This is a genomic window from Bradyrhizobium sp. AZCC 2262 (genome assembly GCF_036924535.1).
Classification (GTDB): Bacteria; Pseudomonadota; Alphaproteobacteria; order Rhizobiales; family Xanthobacteraceae; genus Bradyrhizobium.
This window is the reverse complement of sequence record NZ_JAZHRT010000001.1, coordinates 9,250,777-9,267,345: the sequence shown is the minus strand read 5'-3', so window position 1 is coordinate 9,267,345 and position 16,569 is coordinate 9,250,777. Positions and strand designations below refer to the sequence as shown.

16 protein-coding genes are annotated in these 16,569 nt (G+C 62.2%); 10 read left to right on the top strand and 6 right to left on the bottom strand.

The features are described from left to right. The first annotated feature begins 12 nt into the window (after nucleotides 1-12). Nucleotides 13-621 carry a TetR/AcrR family transcriptional regulator gene (locus V1283_RS43470; protein WP_334392718.1) on the top strand — a complete coding sequence of 203 codons (609 nt, stop codon included), beginning with the start codon at nucleotides 13-15 and terminating at the stop codon, nucleotides 619-621. A gap of 172 nt (nucleotides 622-793) precedes the next feature. After that, nucleotides 794-1,324 (top strand): hypothetical protein, encoded by a 531-nt coding sequence (locus tag V1283_RS43465; RefSeq protein WP_334392717.1) that lies wholly within the window; start codon nucleotides 794-796, stop codon nucleotides 1,322-1,324. A 111-nt stretch (nucleotides 1,325-1,435) separates the two neighbouring features. Here the strand turns inward: V1283_RS43465 and V1283_RS43460 are convergent, their stop codons facing one another. The 6 genes from V1283_RS43460 to V1283_RS43435 all read right to left on the bottom strand — a co-directional run bounded on the left by V1283_RS43460 (nucleotide 1,436) and on the right by V1283_RS43435 (nucleotide 7,004). Then, a complete protein-coding gene (locus V1283_RS43460) occupies nucleotides 1,436-2,410 on the bottom strand; it encodes a quinone oxidoreductase family protein (protein WP_334392716.1) in 975 nt (324 codons plus the stop codon). Next, nucleotides 2,407-3,609: a hypothetical protein gene (locus V1283_RS43455; RefSeq protein ID WP_334392715.1), complete on the bottom strand. Its 1,203-nt coding sequence runs from the start codon at nucleotides 3,607-3,609 to the stop codon at nucleotides 2,407-2,409. Before V1283_RS43455 ends, V1283_RS43460 begins: the two co-directional genes overlap by 4 nt. Nucleotides 3,610-3,831: 222 nt before the next feature. Further along, the gene (locus tag V1283_RS43450; RefSeq protein WP_334392714.1) at nucleotides 3,832-4,245 is read right to left on the bottom strand and encodes a Rieske (2Fe-2S) protein; all 414 of its coding nucleotides are present in this window, start codon (nucleotides 4,243-4,245) and stop codon (nucleotides 3,832-3,834) included. Between the two features lie 17 nt (nucleotides 4,246-4,262). Beyond that, entirely contained in the window at nucleotides 4,263-5,375 is a 1,113-nt protein-coding gene (locus tag V1283_RS43445) for an amidohydrolase family protein (RefSeq protein ID WP_334392713.1), read from the bottom strand. A 24-nt stretch (nucleotides 5,376-5,399) separates the two neighbouring features. Continuing rightward, the gene (locus V1283_RS43440; RefSeq protein WP_334392712.1) at nucleotides 5,400-6,461 is read right to left on the bottom strand and encodes an amidohydrolase family protein; all 1,062 of its coding nucleotides are present in this window, start codon (nucleotides 6,459-6,461) and stop codon (nucleotides 5,400-5,402) included. Between the two features lie 147 nt (nucleotides 6,462-6,608). Then, nucleotides 6,609-7,004, bottom strand: a complete 396-nt coding sequence (locus V1283_RS43435; protein ID WP_334392711.1) for a carboxymuconolactone decarboxylase family protein — start codon at nucleotides 7,002-7,004, stop codon at nucleotides 6,609-6,611. Between the two features lie 182 nt (nucleotides 7,005-7,186). Here V1283_RS43435 and V1283_RS43430 point away from each other — a divergent pair, with 182 nt between their 5' ends. The 8 genes from V1283_RS43430 to V1283_RS43395 all read left to right on the top strand — a co-directional run bounded on the left by V1283_RS43430 (nucleotide 7,187) and on the right by V1283_RS43395 (nucleotide 15,837). Further along, the gene (locus V1283_RS43430) at nucleotides 7,187-8,149 is read left to right on the top strand and encodes a Bug family tripartite tricarboxylate transporter substrate binding protein (protein ID WP_334392710.1); all 963 of its coding nucleotides are present in this window, start codon (nucleotides 7,187-7,189) and stop codon (nucleotides 8,147-8,149) included. 21 nt (nucleotides 8,150-8,170) lie between these two features. Beyond that, entirely contained in the window at nucleotides 8,171-9,064 is an 894-nt protein-coding gene (locus V1283_RS43425; RefSeq protein ID WP_334392709.1) for an NAD(P)-dependent oxidoreductase, read from the top strand. Then, the gene (locus V1283_RS43420) at nucleotides 9,061-10,047 is read left to right on the top strand and encodes a Gfo/Idh/MocA family protein (protein WP_334392708.1); all 987 of its coding nucleotides are present in this window, start codon (nucleotides 9,061-9,063) and stop codon (nucleotides 10,045-10,047) included. The genes V1283_RS43425 and V1283_RS43420 overlap by 4 nt, the downstream gene beginning before the upstream one ends. Next, nucleotides 10,037-10,792: a GntR family transcriptional regulator gene (locus tag V1283_RS43415; protein ID WP_334392707.1), complete on the top strand. Its 756-nt coding sequence runs from the start codon at nucleotides 10,037-10,039 to the stop codon at nucleotides 10,790-10,792. The genes V1283_RS43420 and V1283_RS43415 overlap by 11 nt, the downstream gene beginning before the upstream one ends. A 100-nt stretch (nucleotides 10,793-10,892) precedes the next feature. Next, on the top strand, nucleotides 10,893-11,384 hold the full coding sequence (locus V1283_RS43410; RefSeq protein WP_334392706.1) for a hypothetical protein: 492 nt from the start codon (nucleotides 10,893-10,895) through the stop codon (nucleotides 11,382-11,384). Between the two features lie 275 nt (nucleotides 11,385-11,659). After that, nucleotides 11,660-13,396, top strand: a complete 1,737-nt coding sequence (locus V1283_RS43405; RefSeq protein ID WP_334392705.1) for an FAD-dependent oxidoreductase — start codon at nucleotides 11,660-11,662, stop codon at nucleotides 13,394-13,396. A gap of 66 nt (nucleotides 13,397-13,462) precedes the next feature. Continuing rightward, complete coding sequence (locus V1283_RS43400) at nucleotides 13,463-13,930, top strand: hypothetical protein (RefSeq protein ID WP_334392704.1); 468 nt, start codon at nucleotides 13,463-13,465, stop codon at nucleotides 13,928-13,930. A 140-nt stretch (nucleotides 13,931-14,070) separates the two neighbouring features. Further along, on the top strand, nucleotides 14,071-15,837 hold the full coding sequence (locus tag V1283_RS43395; protein WP_334392703.1) for an adenylate/guanylate cyclase domain-containing protein: 1,767 nt from the start codon (nucleotides 14,071-14,073) through the stop codon (nucleotides 15,835-15,837). Nucleotides 15,838-16,569: the final 732 nt, after the last annotated feature.

Genomic DNA, 16,569 nt, shown 5'->3' with positions numbered 1-16,569 from the left:
AATTGGTAAATAATGTCTAAAGCACTGGAAAGACGAGCAAAATTTCGCGAAGAACTGATCCTCGCGGCGGAGCGAAGCATCTCCGCGGGCGGATTGGCCGGCCTGAAGACGCGGGAGTTGGCGCGGGAAATCGGCGTCGCCAACGGCGCGGTCTACAATCTCGTCGAGGATATGGACGAACTGATCCTGCGGGTGGGCTCGCGGACGCTTTCCAGGCTGGACGCCGCCCTCACCGCAGCGGAAAGCAACGGCCCGGCTTTGCCGCGGGAAACGCTGGTTCGAATTGCAGTGTCCTATTGCGAATTCGCCGCCGAAAATCTCGAACTGTGGCGCGCGCTGTTCGAACACCGGATGGCGCCGGGCAAACCCGTTCCGGATTGGGCGATCAGTGAACAGATGGATCTGTTCCGCCATATCTATCGTCCGCTCGCCGCGCTGTTTCCAAACCGATCACCGGCCGAACTCGGCGTGACGGCGCGCAGTCTGTTCTCTGCCGCTCACGGCATGGTGTTGCTCGGCCTCGAGCAGAAACTGATCGCGGTGCCGGTGATCGAACTGCGCAAGGAAATCGCCATCATCGTCGGCGCGATGATCGATGGGCTGACGGCAAAGGCTGCATGATCGCGGCAATGCTGTTACAGGCGTAACATCGGATCGCCGATGTTTAAATTTTCTTTTAGCCGGGCATCGCGAACAGTTGAGCGGCAAACGCGTCGATCGCAATAGCGATTTCAAAAACGATCGCCACGTCAGAAGTATCGCGGTTGGGAGCGAGATCTGACGGAGAGTGATTATGGTGCGCAAGAGTTTGATCGCGTTGTTGGCGGTTGCCGCCCTGGGTCTGGTTTCGCCAACGATGGCGTTGGCGCGCGGCGGTGGAGGTGGAGGCGGAGGCGGCCACGGCGGTGGCGGCGGCTTTGGCGGCGGAGGCGGCCATGGCGGTGGCTTTGGCGGCGGCGGCTTCCACGGCGGCGGCTTTGGCGGCGGTGGCTTCCACGGCGGCGGTTTTGGTGGCGGCGGCTTCCACGGCGGCGGCTTTGCTGGCGGTGGTTTCCGTGGAGGCGGCTTTCATGGCGGCGGCTTCGCAGGCGGATTCCACAATGGTGGTTACGGCCGGGGATTCCACGGCCGCTTCGGAAACCGCTTCGCATTCGGTTCTGGGCTAGGCTACGGCTTCTATCCGTACGACTACTATGACGACTATAACGACTATACCTACGATCCCTACGCCGATTACGACGATGGCGGCGGCTGCTACGTGGTGCAGCGACGCGTGCACACCAGCCATGGCTGGCGGCACCAGCCCGTTCAGGTCTGCGGTTGATCGCGCATCGGCTGATATCGTCAGGTGACCTCGGCGCGGCCTCGCGCTGAGGTTACCATTTTGCGAGCGACACGACCGTTCTCCTGGGCGCGTTCGCGCCCTGCAAGGCGGTCACACGGTTAGAACCGTCGAGCCCGTGGTCTTGCGCGCGGCGAGATCGGCATGCGCCTTCGCCGCGTCCTTCAGCGGATAGGTCTGATGCACCTCGATCTTGACCGCGCCTGATTTCACGACATCGAACAGTTCGTTCGCCATGGCGACGAGGTTGTCCCGCTTGGCGGCATAGGTGTTGAGCGTCGGCCGCGTGACGAACAGCGATCCCTTCTGCGCCAGCAGGCCGAGGTTGAGCGGATCGACCGCGCCGGAGGATGCCCCGAACAGCGCGGCGACGCCGGTTGGAGCCAGGCAGTCCAGCGATTTCAGGAACGTGTCCTTGCCGACGGAATCGTACACGACGGGCACCTTCTTGCCGCCGGTGATCTCATCGACGCGTTTGGCGAAATCCTCGCGCGTGTAAACGATGGTGTGGGCGCAGCCATGGGCCTTGGCGAGCTTTGCCTTCTCGTCGCTGCCGACGGTACCGATGACGGTGGCGCCAAGATGCTTGGCCCATTGGCTGAGGATCAGGCCGACGCCGCCGGCCGCGGCGTGCAGCAGGATCGTGTCTCCCGCCTTGACCCGATAGACCTGGCGGATCAGGTATTGCGTCGTCAGGCCTTTCAGCATCATCGCCGCCGCGGTCTTGTCGTCGACGCCATCAGGCAGCTTGAGCAGCCGATCGGCCGGGATCAACCGCGCTTCGGCATAGGCGCCGATCGGCGCGCTGCCATAGCAAATGCGATCGCCGGGCTTCAGATCGGTGACGCCGGAACCAACTTCCTCGACCACGCCGGCCGCCTCGCCCCCGAGGCCACTCGGCAACTGAGCCGGATAAAGTCCTGAACGATTGTAGATGTCGACGAAGTTCAGCCCGACCGCGGTGTGGCGGATGCGTGCCTCGCCCGGACCGGGTTTTCCGACCGCGACCTCTTCCCAGACCAGAACTTCGGGACCGCCTGTTTTGTGGAAGCGAATGGCGTGCGTCATGGAATGGCTCCTTTGCGTGAGATCAAAATGAGAGGATATCTTCGTATCAGGACAGGCTGGCGCCGGCGCCTCACGTCTCGATGATGACGTAGCTGAGCCTGATGAGGCTGATATCCCTCAGGCTTCAGGTCAACGACGATGTTTTGTGAATTTTCTCTCTTTTCGTTACGCAATTGAGAAAACAAGGCAGTTTTGCCGGCCCCTTTGCGCCCTAATACTATATTGACCTCACCCCGCGAGGCTCGACCGAATTCATCAGTCCGCAAGAAATACTTTCCCAAAGTTTGAAATTCGTTCTCGGCAATAGGGTCGCCTAGGGAAAGCTGCGCTAGGAAATTACCTGTAGGAATTGGTAGAGGTTCGACCGCTTGCAGTCTCTCCGTAACGTCGAGGGCCAATTCACCTATTTGATCAGCTATGTCTTCCGACCGAGCATAAGTCTTAACAAGATCGCGAACATCAAGCGGGGCAGGACCGTTTGATGGCTGAAGGATAACTGTGGCTTTCGCCATAGCAAGAGCGACGCCCGCAACAAACGCGGCGCGCATATTATGAATGTCAGCGTCAGCAAAGTCTTTAGATAGCAACGGAACGACCACGCCCAACGAGGCAGAAACGTCATCCACCGCCTTGATGGCGGATAGACGCGGCTCTTCTTGTGGAAAGAAACTCCTGAAACCGAGTCGAGCTTTCTTAATGCGCGAAACAATCGCCAACATTGCTTGACCCGTAGTCGGCGTGTTCAACACATAGATTGGCGCTTTAACATTTAGTACGGAACTTAACCTGATCGCCCCATCACTATTGGCGTCAAGTATCATCCTCGCTAGGTCTTCCTCATTGGAATATGGCTCGAACCCTAGGGTGTCGAATACGCCAATTTTATCAATTAGCTCCACTTCTCGGCGGAAATTCGTGTTGCGGGTAATGTGGACACGTTTTCCGAGGCCAATCGCGTATCCGATCTCGAACGTCACATTAAAATTTACGGTTGTGACGTCTGCAAACAGAATATCGCATTGATGAATCTCTTGGAAAATCGGATCAGTAAGTGGTCGGCCGGCGATATCGTTCTCGACCCAAAGACGCAAATAGATTTCGTTACCTCGACTTGCAACCAGACGTCCCGCGCCTTTAGCGGCCTGCATCACTTCCGTTTGACTTGAAGGATACGCGAAAAATACTTTCTTGACCGCCATGTGGGAAGCTCGCCAACTTGAGAATCAAGTTCGTATTATAGTATCAATATTCAACTTATCACTGCAGTATTGACCCAATACAATCATACGCTCTTGGGGCTCTAAGCGATCTAGAATCTCGTGATTTTATAGAGTTACACACCAAATTTTGGCTGGGGATGAGGAGTAAGATCGTCATCCATAACTTCGGCGGGACAGAATCGCGCCGGACAGGCGTTACAGCTAAGTCTCGATGATGACGTAGCTGTCTTCGACATGAACCGGGAAGGTTTCCGCCACATACGGCCCCTTCTGCAACACCTCGCCGCTCTCGACCGAGACCGGATAAGAGCGGATCTTCACCCGCTTCGGATCGAACCAGGATTGCCCATTGCGCATGTCGAATTCCCAGCCGTGCCACGCGCAGCGCAACAACTCGCCGACGCGCGAACGTTCGTAGACGCCCGGCTCCGGCGAGGTCAGTCGCGCGACGCAGGCGGCCTTCTCCAGCGGCGCACCCGCATGCGGGCAGCGATTGAGCAGCGCGAAGAACTCGCCGTTGACGTGGAACACGACGATGTCGCGGCCGTCGACGCCGAAAACCTTGTTGCCGCCGGGCGGGATGTCCGAGGTGCGGGCGACGATGTGCCGGGTCATGTTTTCCTTGTCGCCGATCAGAGCTTGTAGAGCGCGCGCGCGTTGCCGTTAAAGATCTTGCGGCGTTCGGTCTCGGTCAGCGGCGTCCTGAAGGCGTAGCGCGGATCGTCGAAATCCCAGTGCGGATAGTCCGACGAGAACAGCAGGCGGTCGACGCCGACCCATTCGATCAGCGAGCGCAGATGCTTGCCTTCATCTGGCTCGTCGATCGGCTGCGTCGTGAACCAGAAATGCTCCTTCACATACTCCGATGGCCTGCGCTTGAGATGCGGCACCTCGCTGCGGAAGGCCTCGAAATGCCGATCCATCCGCCACGTCGCCGACGGGATCCAGCCGAAACCGCCCTCGATGAAAATAATCTTGAGGTTCGGGAAGCGTTCGGGAACGCCTTCGAGCACGAGGCTGGTGAGCTGCGCCGCCATGGTGTGCGCGTTCGACTGGTGCTCCTCGGCATAATAAGACGGCCAGCCGCCGCCGGTCGGCGCGTGCCCGCCATAGCCGCCGACATGAATGCCGAGCGGCAGGCCGAGCTCCTGCGCGCGTGCGTAGATCGGCCAGTAGCGCCGGCGGCCGAGCGGCTCGTTGGCGCGCGGGCAGACATTGATCTGGACATAGCGGCCGATTTTCGCGCAGCGCTCGATCTCGGCGATCGCAAGCTGCGTGTCGTCCTGACCGGCGAGGATGGAGGCCTTCAATCGCGGATCGCGGTCGGACCAGAACGCGAGCTGCCAGTCGTTGATGGCGCGCTGGATCGCGGCGCCGAACTCAAGATTCTGCTGCGAGAAGATAAAGAGATCGAGCACCTGCAGAATGCCATACTCGATATCGAGCGGATCGAGATGCTGCTTGCGCATGAAATCAAGATCGGAGCCCGGAGGCCCGCCGGTCGGCGGCCAGGCATCGCGGCGCGCGATCAACGGCGAAGAGCGCGGATACGGCGTGGTGCCGATATAGGGCGTGCGCAGATGGCTGCCATAGGTGCGAAGATGCTCCTGCCAGCGCTTCGGCATGAACTGTTCGATATCGGAATGCGCGTGGATACTCGGATGCACGTCGCAATCGATGATACGCAGGCGGCTTTTGGCGGCGGCTTCCTCGGCGAGGATGGGGCGGTCGATGACATCACTCATGCGATCCTCCTTGTGTATTCTGGCTCAAGCCGCGAGCTTCAGCCGCGGGAAGGTTTCAAGCGGATTATCGGCGCACATGCGCGAGACAATGCTGGCAGGCAGATGCGGCGGCACCGGGTCGTCGCCGTCGAACTGCCAGTGCGGATAGTCCGACGCAAACAGGAACATCTTGTCGGAGCCGATCTGCTCGATGACGTCGGCAACGCCTGCGGCATCGGGCGGACCGTCGAACGGCTGCATGGTGACGCGGATATGGTCGCGGATGATCGAAGCCGGCTCGCGCTCGACCCAGGGCACCTCGACGCGGACGCCGCGCCAGGTCTTGTTGGCGCGCCACATGAAGGCCGGCAGCCAGCTCACGCCCGATTCCATCAGCACGACTTTCAGCCCGGGAAATTTACCGAACACGCCTTCATAGACCAGGCTCAAAATCTGCGCCTGGAACGCCTGCGCTTCGGCGAGATAATATTCGTAGCGATAGGACGGCCAGCCGATCGAACTCGGCGCGCCGCGATAGGCGCTGCCGGCGTGGATCGCGACCGGCAGCTTGTGCTTTTCGGCTGCCTGCCAGACCGGCCAGAAGTGCCGCTTGCCGAGCAGGCTGTCGCCCTGCGCCAGCACGAGGACGGAGACGAAGCGATTGTCAGCGGCGCGCCGCTCGATTTCTTCGACGGCCAGATCAGGCGCCTGCATCGGCACCACGATCGAGGCGCTCAGCCGAGAATCCTTCGACAACCATTCGGCCGCGATCCAGTCGTTGATCGCCTTGCAGAAGCCGGCCGCCATGTAGGAATCGAACACCGCCTGCGCGCCGTAGACGACGTTGCAGATCGCATGGCTCGAACCGAGCTGGTCGAACGCGCCGCGCTGCACCATCGCAAGCTCGCAGCCGGGCTTGCCCTTGGCCGGCCGCCAATCGGCGCGCCCCGAGAACGGCATGTTGGGCGGATAGGAGTTGAGATCGAGGCCGTCGATGGCGCGGCTGACCACCTGCTCTTTCCAGTGGTCGTCGAGATAGGGCAGCAGCGTGGTGCGGGTTCCGCCCACCGCGGGATGAATATCGCAGTCGATCCGCGTGGCCGCCATGGAGCTTCCTCAGGCTTTTCGTTTCGGCGATCTTGGCGTCGCGCGCGCAAATGTGCCGCCGATAACCCTCCGGCGCAAGGGTTTGGCGGCCGTTTAGCAGCGCAGCATAGCGGGTCTGCAGGAATCATATCCGGTACAGCCGTCCGCCTACGACTTCGCTGCAGGGTCGGCAACTTCGCCGAAGATTTCAGCGGCGATACGCGTCGGCTCGATCGCGGCCGGCACGCCGCAATACATCGCCACCAGCAGCAGGACATCCTGAACCTGCGCGGCCGTGCAGCCGTTCGCCAGCGCACCCTTGGCGTGGACGCGGAATTCGGCAGGCTTGCTGCTGGCAGCCATCATGCCGAGCATCACCAGGCTGCGCATCGCGTCGGTGAGGGCCGGCCGCTCCCAGACGTCGCCATAGACATAGGCATTGATGATGTTCTGCAGCGGCGCCCCGAATTCGCCTGCTGCTGCCATGCGTTCGGCCACATCGGCCTCGCCGAACAGCTTTTTGCGCCGGCGCAGGCCTCGCGCGTACAGTTCGCTGGTGTCCAATTCGAGCTCCTCCGCGCGGCGTTGGCTTGGTGACTTTATTTATACGGTCATTTAAAGAGCGGCCCAATCGACCAAATAGCAATTTTGTGCCACATATCTTGCACAGCTTAGCCATTTGTCCGTATAAATCCAGCTCAGAAATCCGTGAAGAGATTTCGCTGACCATGGCTGGAGGAAACAGGATGAAGCTGCGATTCCACGTTCTCGCCGGTCTGGTCCTGCTCGGACTTGCGGGGCCGCTCGCGAAGGCCGCCGACGACTATCCGACGCGGCAGATCAAGATCATCGTGCCGTTTCCCGCCGGCGCCGGTCCCGATCAGGTCGCGCGCCTGATCGGCCAGCGCCTGCAGGAAGAGCTGGGACAGACGGTCGTGATCGAGAACCGCAGCGGCGCGCTCGGCAGTCTCGGCGCGCAAGAGGTCGCGCGCAGTGCGCCTGACGGTTACACCCTGCTGATGGGAACCAACACGACGCAGGCCAGCAACGTCGCGATGCTGAAAAATCTGCCCTACGATCCCGCCAGGGATTTTGCGCCGATCATCCGCACCATCACGACCGCGATGGTGCTGCTGGTGAAACCGGACTTCCCGGCCAAGGATCTCAAGCAATTCATGGAATACGCAAAAGCCCACCCGAACATGACAGCCGGCTACGGCTCCGGCGCGTCGCAGATATCGAATGCGCAACTGCAAAGCCGAGGCGGCATGACGATCACCTCGGCGTCGTATCGCGGCGTGCCGCTGGCGGTCACCGACGTGATCTCGGGCGTGATCGATCTCGCGTTTGCGGATTTTTCGGTCGCGATCCCGCAAATGCAGGGCGGCACGCTGCGCGGCATCGGCGTGACCTCGCCGAAGCGAAACGAACTGACCCCGGACCTGCCCGCGCTCGCCGAGGCCATGCCGGGCTTCGAGGCCACGATCTGGTACGGGCTGCTGGCGCCCGCGAACACGCCGGAGCCGATCGTCAACCGGCTCTACACCGTCACCGAGAAAATCCTGTCGACGCCGGCCGTGCGGGAAAGGCTTGCGAGCCTCGGCATGGTCGTCTCCCCGATGCCACCGGCCGAATTTGGCGCCTTCATCCGCAGCGAAATCACGCGGTGGACGGCGGATGCCAAGGCCGCCGGCATTGAAGCCAAATAGTCGCGCCATGGCGGTCGCATCATGACAGCGGATACGCCGGTCGGGATCGTCGGACTGGGCCTGATGGGCTTCGCGCTGTCCGCGCGGCTGGTCGATGCGAAGATACCCCTGGTCGGCTTTGATATCGACCCGTTCAGATGCGGGATGTTCAAAGCCACCGGCGGCAGGGTGGCGACATCAGTGCGCGAACTCGCCGCGTGTTCTCGAACGATCATCGTCGCCGTCTATAGCGGCGAACAGGTCGAGGCGCTGTTCGGTGAAATCGATGATGGCGCGGGTGCCGCACGGCCGGTCGTGATCTGCATCACGACCTGCGGACCCGGCGAGATCATCGGGATTGCCGAGCGCGCATCACGCGCCGGCCTTCCGCTGCTGGAGGCGCCGATATCCGGCACCAGCATCGAAGTGCTAAACGGCACCGCCACGGCACTGCTGGCCGGCGACGACGCCGTCCTCGACCAGGTCGGCGGACTCCTGAATATTCTCTGCCCGCGCAGCCTGCGCTTCGGCGCGATCGGCGATGCCAGCCGGGCCAAGCTCGCGATCAATCTGATCCTGCAGAACAACCGCGCAGCGTTGGCCGAGGGACTAGCGTTTGCCGAACGCCTGGGGCTCGATGGACACGCATTCCTGGCGGCGGCGCGGCAATCGGCCGCCTATTCCCGCGTCATGGACACCAAGGGCGAGAAGATGTTGACGCGGGATTATCGGCCGCAGTCACATATCGCGCAGACATTGAAGGATGCCGAGTTGATCATCGAGCAAGCGGGGCGATGCGGCATGCATCTCCCACTCACCACCATTCAGGCCGAACTTTTGCGCACGGCGATCGCACTCGAGGGACCTGACCGCGACAGCGCCGCGGTCATCGAGGCAATCCGGCGGCCGCCCGCCTCACCGGAGGTTTTGCGATGATCCGCGCCGCCATTGCCGGTCTCGGCCGCTGGGGCCGCAAGCTGGTCGAAGCCGCCGCTGATCACCCACAGCTGAAAATCGTTCGCGCCGTCGAGCCTGACGTGACAGCGGCAAAGGAATTTTGTGCCCGGCATGATCTCGGCTTGACCGCCGATCTCGATGCGGTCCTCGCCGACGACACGATCGGCGCGGTCCTGCTCGCGACGCCGCATTCGCTGCATCCGGCGCAGGTGATCGCCTGCGCGGCGGCGCGAAAGCAGATTTTTTGTGAGAAGCCGCTGGCGCTGACTTGCGCGGACGCCGCACGGATGTTCGGCGCCTGCCGCGCGGCCGGGGTCATCCTCGCCGTCGGCCATAACCGGCGCTTCTGGCCATCGATACGCGCGTTGCATGAAACATTCGCGAGCGGCCAGCTCGGGACGATCCTCCACGTCGAGGGGCACAACAGCAACGAAAACTCCCAGAAGATCACCAGCGGATGGCGGTTGTCGCCGGAGGAATCGCCCGGCGGCGGTTTGACCGGCGCCGGCCTGCATGTGCTCGACGCCTTCGTCAGCATGCTGGGGCCGGTGGAGCGGGTCTATGCCCGGCTGCGTCAGCGCGAGGTCGGTCCGCCGCCGATCGATACGGCCGTCGTGGCTCTGGATTTTGTCAACGGTGTCACCGGCACCCTTGCCACCGTCCGCGCCACGCCGTTTTACTGGCGCGTTCACCTGTTCGGGACGAAAGGCTCCGCCGAGGTGCTGGATGAAACGACAATGATGCTGCGAAAGAGCGGTGCTGCGCCGCAACGGCTCACCTACCCCGCGACAGACGTGCTGCGTGCCGAGCTCGACGCTTTCGCAGGCAGCATCGAGAACGAGAACCCGTTCCCGGTGCGGGAAGCCGAAGTGCTGGCGACCTTGTCGGCGTTCGAGGCGGCGCTGCAGTCGATGATTTCAGGCATGCCGGTGCAGTGTCTTGACGGTCAGCATGGCCGCTAGGAAGGAACAGCGCAAATCGACGCGATATCGCGATATCGCCGCCGAGCTGCAGAAGGAAATCCGGCTCGGCTCCACGCCGGTCGGCGAACTGCTGCCGACCGAGACCGAATTGATGGCGCGGTTTGGCGCCAGCCGTCAGACCGTGCGCGAGGCGCTGCGGATCATTACCGAGCAGGGCCTGATCGTGCGGCGGGCGGGGCTCGGCTCGGTCGTGATCGCGGCCGAGCCGCCGGTGTTGTTCACGCACAGCGTCAAGTCGCTGAACGAGTGGCTGCGATATTCCAACGAAACCTATCGCCAGGTGGTGCGCTCCAGCGAAATCGTCGCCGACCGCAACCTCGCCGCACTCCTGAAATGCGAACCGGGCAAGCACTGGTTCCTGATCGAGGCGATCCGGCGCTCCGATGAATTCGCGGCTCCACTGGGCTGGGTGGAAATCTACGTGTTGCGGAAATTTGCCGGCGTCGTGAAGCGGCGCGATCACGGCCGGGCGCCGGTGCATGAGCAGATCGCAAAAATGTTCGGCGAGACCATCGAATATGCGCAACTCGAAGTCTTCGCGCGCGGCATGCCGGCGAATCTCGCCAAGGCGCTCGGGGTCAAGCCCGGTTCGCCCGCACTGACGATGGTGCGACGTTATTACGGCCTGCGTGAAGAACTGTTCGAGGTCACTGTCACCACGCATCCCGAGGGACGGTACACCTACACCATGGACATGCAGCGCTCGCTGCGGCCGAAGGTTTAGCGCGGACCGCCAGCGGCACGATTGACAGACGAATCGAACCCGATCCAAATGACCGCGCAAGAAGAGACAGGCAGGCGCGCGGCCGAACTGGGGGAACGAAATGCAAATGAAATCCGGCAGGCTGGCCGTTCTCGCCATCTCGCTTTTCACCGCAACGGTGTCCACCGCATCGGCCGCCCCGGCGACAGCCAACGGACCGGCAGCCTTGGCGCTGGCCGGCGTCGTGGCGCTGTATTCGCCGCTGCTGACCGCGGATGAACGCGAAGCCGTCTCGGCATTTTTCGTCGGACAGAGCGGCGTGCGCTACGCCAAGAAGATTTCGGTCACCGCGGACAACATCGTCTGCCGGGTCAGCAATGTCGACATCACCGCGCGCTCCTGTGAACTGACCTTCAAGGGCGTCAAGCAAACCATCACCGGACGCCGTGCCAGCGAAATCTTTGCGACCGAAGCCATGGCCGGCATTGCCGCCGACGGCGCCGCCGGATCGATGCTGGAAAGTCTCTCGAAGCTCACTTGCACGCTGGATCCGGCCGAGATCAGGCAGAAGGCCGGCGGCGGCGCGACGTGTTCGTTCGAGACGGGGAATTGAGCGCGCGGGAGTTGGCGCACGCGTCACGACGCGCTGCTTCTTTCCTTCTCCCCTTGTGGGAGAAGGTGGCGTAGGCGGCCTATGGCCGCCGTCTCTTAGAACGCCGATGCTTCGCATCGGCTATGGCGCCGGATGAGGGGTTCTCTCCGCGGAGACAGACCCCTCATCCGTCTCGCTGCCGCTTCGCGTCAGCGATCCACCTTCTCCCACAAGGGGAGAAGGGAAGAAACCCGCGCGATTGACAGACCAGTCGATCCCTATCCAAATGTCCGCCCATGGCACAAACCGAGGCGGATCGCGTGGCGGGTAGCGAACAAGAAACTTACGAATGCGATGCGCTGGTGGTCGGCTCGGGATGCGCCGGCCTGTCGGCGGCGGTGACCGCGGGGCATCACGGCCTCAATGTCCTGATCGTCGAGAAGGAGCCGCGCTTCGGCGGCACCAGCGCACGCTCCGGCGGCTGGCTCTGGATTCCCGGCACATCTCTGGCGAAGGCCTGGGGTATCGAGGAAAGCCCGGAGCAGGCGAAGACCTATCTGCGGCATGAGGCCGGCAACAGTTTTGATGCCGCGCGCGTCGATGCGTTTCTTACCGCAGGTCCCGACGCCGTCGACTTCTTCACGACCAAGACGGCGGTGCGCTTCGACATGCCGCTGACTTTTCCTGACTATCATGCGGAAGCCCCGGGCGGTGCGCAGGGCGGCCGCTCGATGGTGGCTCGGCCGTTCGATGGCCGCGAACTGGGCGAGCATATCAACGATATCGGCAGTCCCCTCCCCGAACTCACGGTGTTCGGCATGATGCTTGGATCGGGCAAGGACATCGTCCATTTCATGCGCGCGACCAAATCGCTGACCTCGGCAATCTATGTGGCGAAGCGCCTCTCGAAGCATGCGATGGACGTGATGCGTAACGGCCGTGGCATGACGCTAACCAACGGCAATGCGCTCGCGGGACGTCTGGCGAAATCGGCGTTTGACCTGAAGATACCGCTGTGGCTGTCATCGCCGGTGCACGAACTGGTCGTCGAGGACGGCGCTGTGCGCGGCGCGGTCGTCGAACGCCATGGCAAGCTGATCCGCGTCAATGCCAAGCGCGGCGTCGTGCTGGCCTGCGGCGGCTTTCCGCACGATGTCGCAAGGCGCAAGGCCATGTTCCCGCACGCGCCCAGCGGCGCCGAGCATTTCTCGCCAGGCCCTGTCGGCAACACCGGCGACGGACTGCGCCTGGCGGAGGCCGCAGGTGGCCGTATCGAGGACAATTTGCCGAATGCCGCGGCCTGGGTGCCGGTCTCGATCACCGAACGCAAGGACGGCAGCAAGGGCGTGATGCCGCATTTCATCGACCGCGCCAAACCCGGAGTCATTGCTGTCACGCGCGACGGCAAGCGCTTTGCCAATGAAGGCAACTCCTATCATGACTTCGTGCAGGAGATGGTGAAGGCGGCAAAACCCGGCGAGGAGATCACGGCGTTCCTGCTGTGCGATCACCGCGCGCTCAGAAAATACGGCCTCGGATGCGTGCCGCCGTTTCCGATGCCGCTGCGCCATCATCTTGCGACCGGTTATCTCAAGCGCGGCACGACGCTGGCCGAACTCGCCGACCGCACCGGCATCGATCGACAAGGGCTGGAAGCAACGATCGCCGAATTCAACGCCTCGGCCGCGGAAGGGCGCGATCCTTCATTCGGCAAGGGATCGCGCGCCTATAACCGCTACCAGGGCGATGCGCTGCATGGCCCGAACCCCTGCGTCGCGCCGATCAAGGACGGACCGTTTTATGCGATCAAGATGGTGATCGGCGATCTCGGCACCTATGCCGGCATCAGGACCGACGAACACGCCCGCGCGCTCGACGAACACGGCCAGCCGATCGCGGGCCTCTACGCCGCCGGCAACGATATGGCGAGCATCATGGGCGGCAACTATCCCGGCGCCGGGATCACGCTGGGGCCGGCACTGACGTTTGGGTATATCGCGGGAACGCATATCAGCGAAAAAGCTGCGCCCTAGAAATGTCCGGAGCGGGAACGAACCTCGATGGATTCGATTGTCTCGCATCGAACCGGAGATCGTTTTATGCGTGCGCCGCGCTTGTTCGCCGTCAGCGTCTTGATCTTCATCCCGGCGCTCGCCTCAGCCGGCGACGCCGAATGGCGGCGATACGTGATCCCGAGCACCGGGACCAGCGTCGACATGCCGGTCTCGATCTTCACCAGCGACGGCGGAGCGCCCGAGAGCGGAACCGGGCGACGGTTTTTCACCGAAGACCGACGCGCCGATCTGACGGTGCAGTCCGTTCCCAATCCCGAGAACGATTCACCGGCCAAATTCCTGGCCAAGATGCAACCGCCTGCCGGCATCGTCTACAAGCGGATCACATCCGATTTCTTCGTCGTGTCCAGCATTCGCAACGACCGCATCTGGTACAACCGCTGCAACCGCGGCAACGACACCTTGAACTGCGTGCTGATCAATTATCCCGCCGCCGAAAAACGCCAGTGGGACAGCGTGGTCACGCGGATAAGCCATACCCTGGCGAATTAGCGCCTGCCGAGTAGCTACCCATCTTGAGCTCATCACCTGCAATTTAAGGTAGGTTATTGGACCGCAAGAAGGCCACCGTCTGCCGCTCAACCTTGGCCGGCGCGGCAAATCTGCTAGACTACTTGTCAGCGAGGCGGAAAATGGAAGCGCCCGGACCCGAGCGAAGACTTGCTGCGATCCTTGCCGCCGACATGGTCGGCTATAGCCGGCTGATGGAGGTCGACGAGGCAGGGACACTTGCACGCCTCAAGACCCACCGCCTTGAGCTCATCGATCCCTCCATTGCCAAAAACCACGGCCGCATCATCAAGACGACCGGCGACGGCATGCTGGTGGAGTTCCACAGCGTCGTAGACGCGGTGACGTGCGCCGCCGAAGTTCAGCGCCGAATGGCGCGGCGCAATGCCGATGTTTTGCCGGCGCGGTGGATCCAGTTCCGCATCGGCATCAATCTGGGCGACGTGATCATCGAGGACAACGATATTTTCGGCGATGGCGTCAACGTCGCGGCGCGTCTCGAGGTGCTCGCCGAGCCCGGTGGCATCTGCGTCTCGGGCGCCGTGCGCGATCAGGTCAACCACCGGCTCGACGACATCGCCTTTGAGGATATCGGCGAGCAGAATGTCAAAAACATCACCCGCCCGATCCATGTCTTTCGGGTCCGCCTCGAGCCGAATGCCGCCGAGGCGCACGTCAGCGGCAAGGACGGCGCGGCAACCACAATCACGACCAGAAAACCGTCCATCGCCGTGCTGCCGCTGGTCAACATGAGCGGCGATCCGGAACAGGAATTCTTTGCCGACGGCCTCACCGAGGACATCATCACCGAACTGTCGCGCTTCCGCGACCTGCTCATCATCTCGCGCAACTCAACCTTCGTGCACAAAGGCAAGGCGGTGAAGGTGCAGGAGGTCGCGCGCGAGCTCGGCGTCGAATATGTCCTCGAGGGCAGCGTGCGCAAGGTCGGCGATCGCGTCCGCGTCACCGTGCAGTTGATCGACGCGCAAACCGACCGGCATGTCTGGGCCGAACGCTACGACCGCAAGCTCGAGGATATCTTCGCCATCCAGGACGAGGTGACGGGCGCGATCGTCGCCACACTTCCCGGTCGCGTCGAAGCGGCCACGCAGGAACGCGCGAAGCGCCAGCGAACCGACAACATGGCGGCCTATGAGTGCGTGCTCGCCGCCAAAGTCCTGCACCACCGCTCGCGGCGCGAGGACAACGCGGAGGCGCAAATCCTGCTCGCGCGCGCCATCGCGCTCGATCCGAACTACGCGCACGCCCATGCCTGGAAGGCGTGCGTGCTGGGCCAGACCTGGATCTACGGATGGTGCGCGGATCGCGACGCCACCTTCCAAAAGGTGGCTGACGAGTTGCAGATCGCACTGGCGCTCGACGACAATGACAGCGACGTTCACCGCATCCTGGCCGCGGTGAACCTGACGCGCGACGATCACGAAAGGGCGGCCTACCATCAGGAGCGGGCACTTGCGCTCAATCCCAATTACGACCTGGTCGTGGTGCAGCAGGGCGAGTTTCTGACCTGGCTAGGGCGACCGGAAGAGGGGATCGACTGGATCAGGAAGGCGATGCGTCTCAACCCGTACCACCCCGAACGCTTCTGGAACCACCTCGGTCGCGCGTATTATTGCGCGGAGAAATTTGCCGAAGCCGCCGAGGCGTTCGCGCGGATCACACGGCCCGACTACACGCATCACGCTTTCCTCGCCGCGATCTTCGCCCAGATGGGCAATGGCCTTGCGGCCGCGGCGCATTCCGCCGAGGTCGTGAAGCTTGAACCGGGTTTCTCGGTGGCCACCTATCTCGCGACCCAGCACTACAAGCAGGAGGTTGACCGCAGGCGCCATGAGGCCGGGCTGCTCAAGGCAGGATTGCCGGTGTGAGGTTTGCGATTAGTCGTAGTGGTTGCGTTCTCGTGGCTTGCCGAGCCGTAGCTTGCAGATATAGCCCGCCTTCGCCAAGTGGCTTCGGCGCGGCAGCCTTCGCTTGCTTCGCTACGATAGGACTGAGTGCGGCTTGCCGAGCCGTAGCTTGCGGCGGATAGCCCGCCTTCGCCAAGTGGCTTCGGCGCGGCAGCCTTCGCTTGCTTCGCTACGATAGGACTGAGTGCGGCTTGCCGAGCCGTAGCTTGCGGCGGATAGCCCGCCTTCGCCAAGTGGCTTCGGCGCGGCAGCCTTCGCTTGCTTCGCTACGATAGGACTGAGTGCGGCTTGCCGAGCCGTAGCTTGCGAAGCAAGCGAAGGCTGGTGGTGTGCCCAGTCGTATGCGAACCAGTCTCCACTGAATCTTCCCTGTTATCAGGGAATTTAACAGGGATCTCTGCGATTTTTAGGCCTTCGAAGCAGTTTTTACATCGGAGAAGTGGCTGCGCCGCAAGGGCTTTCGATACAATTCCCTAACGCAATTAACAGGGTAAAGTTATAGAATAACAGGGATCGAATTTTCACTAACTGGGAAATCCAATCTGGATATCACGAAGCGTCCGTTTCCACGCCCTGCCCGCGATGTGTCCACCCGCAAGGTTCTTGTGTGAGGAGGCTTAGCTAGATGCTCGATCGTGTGAGTATCTGCGGATAGTCCGCATCTGCCGGCCTTATGAAATCTTCTTCGTCAGG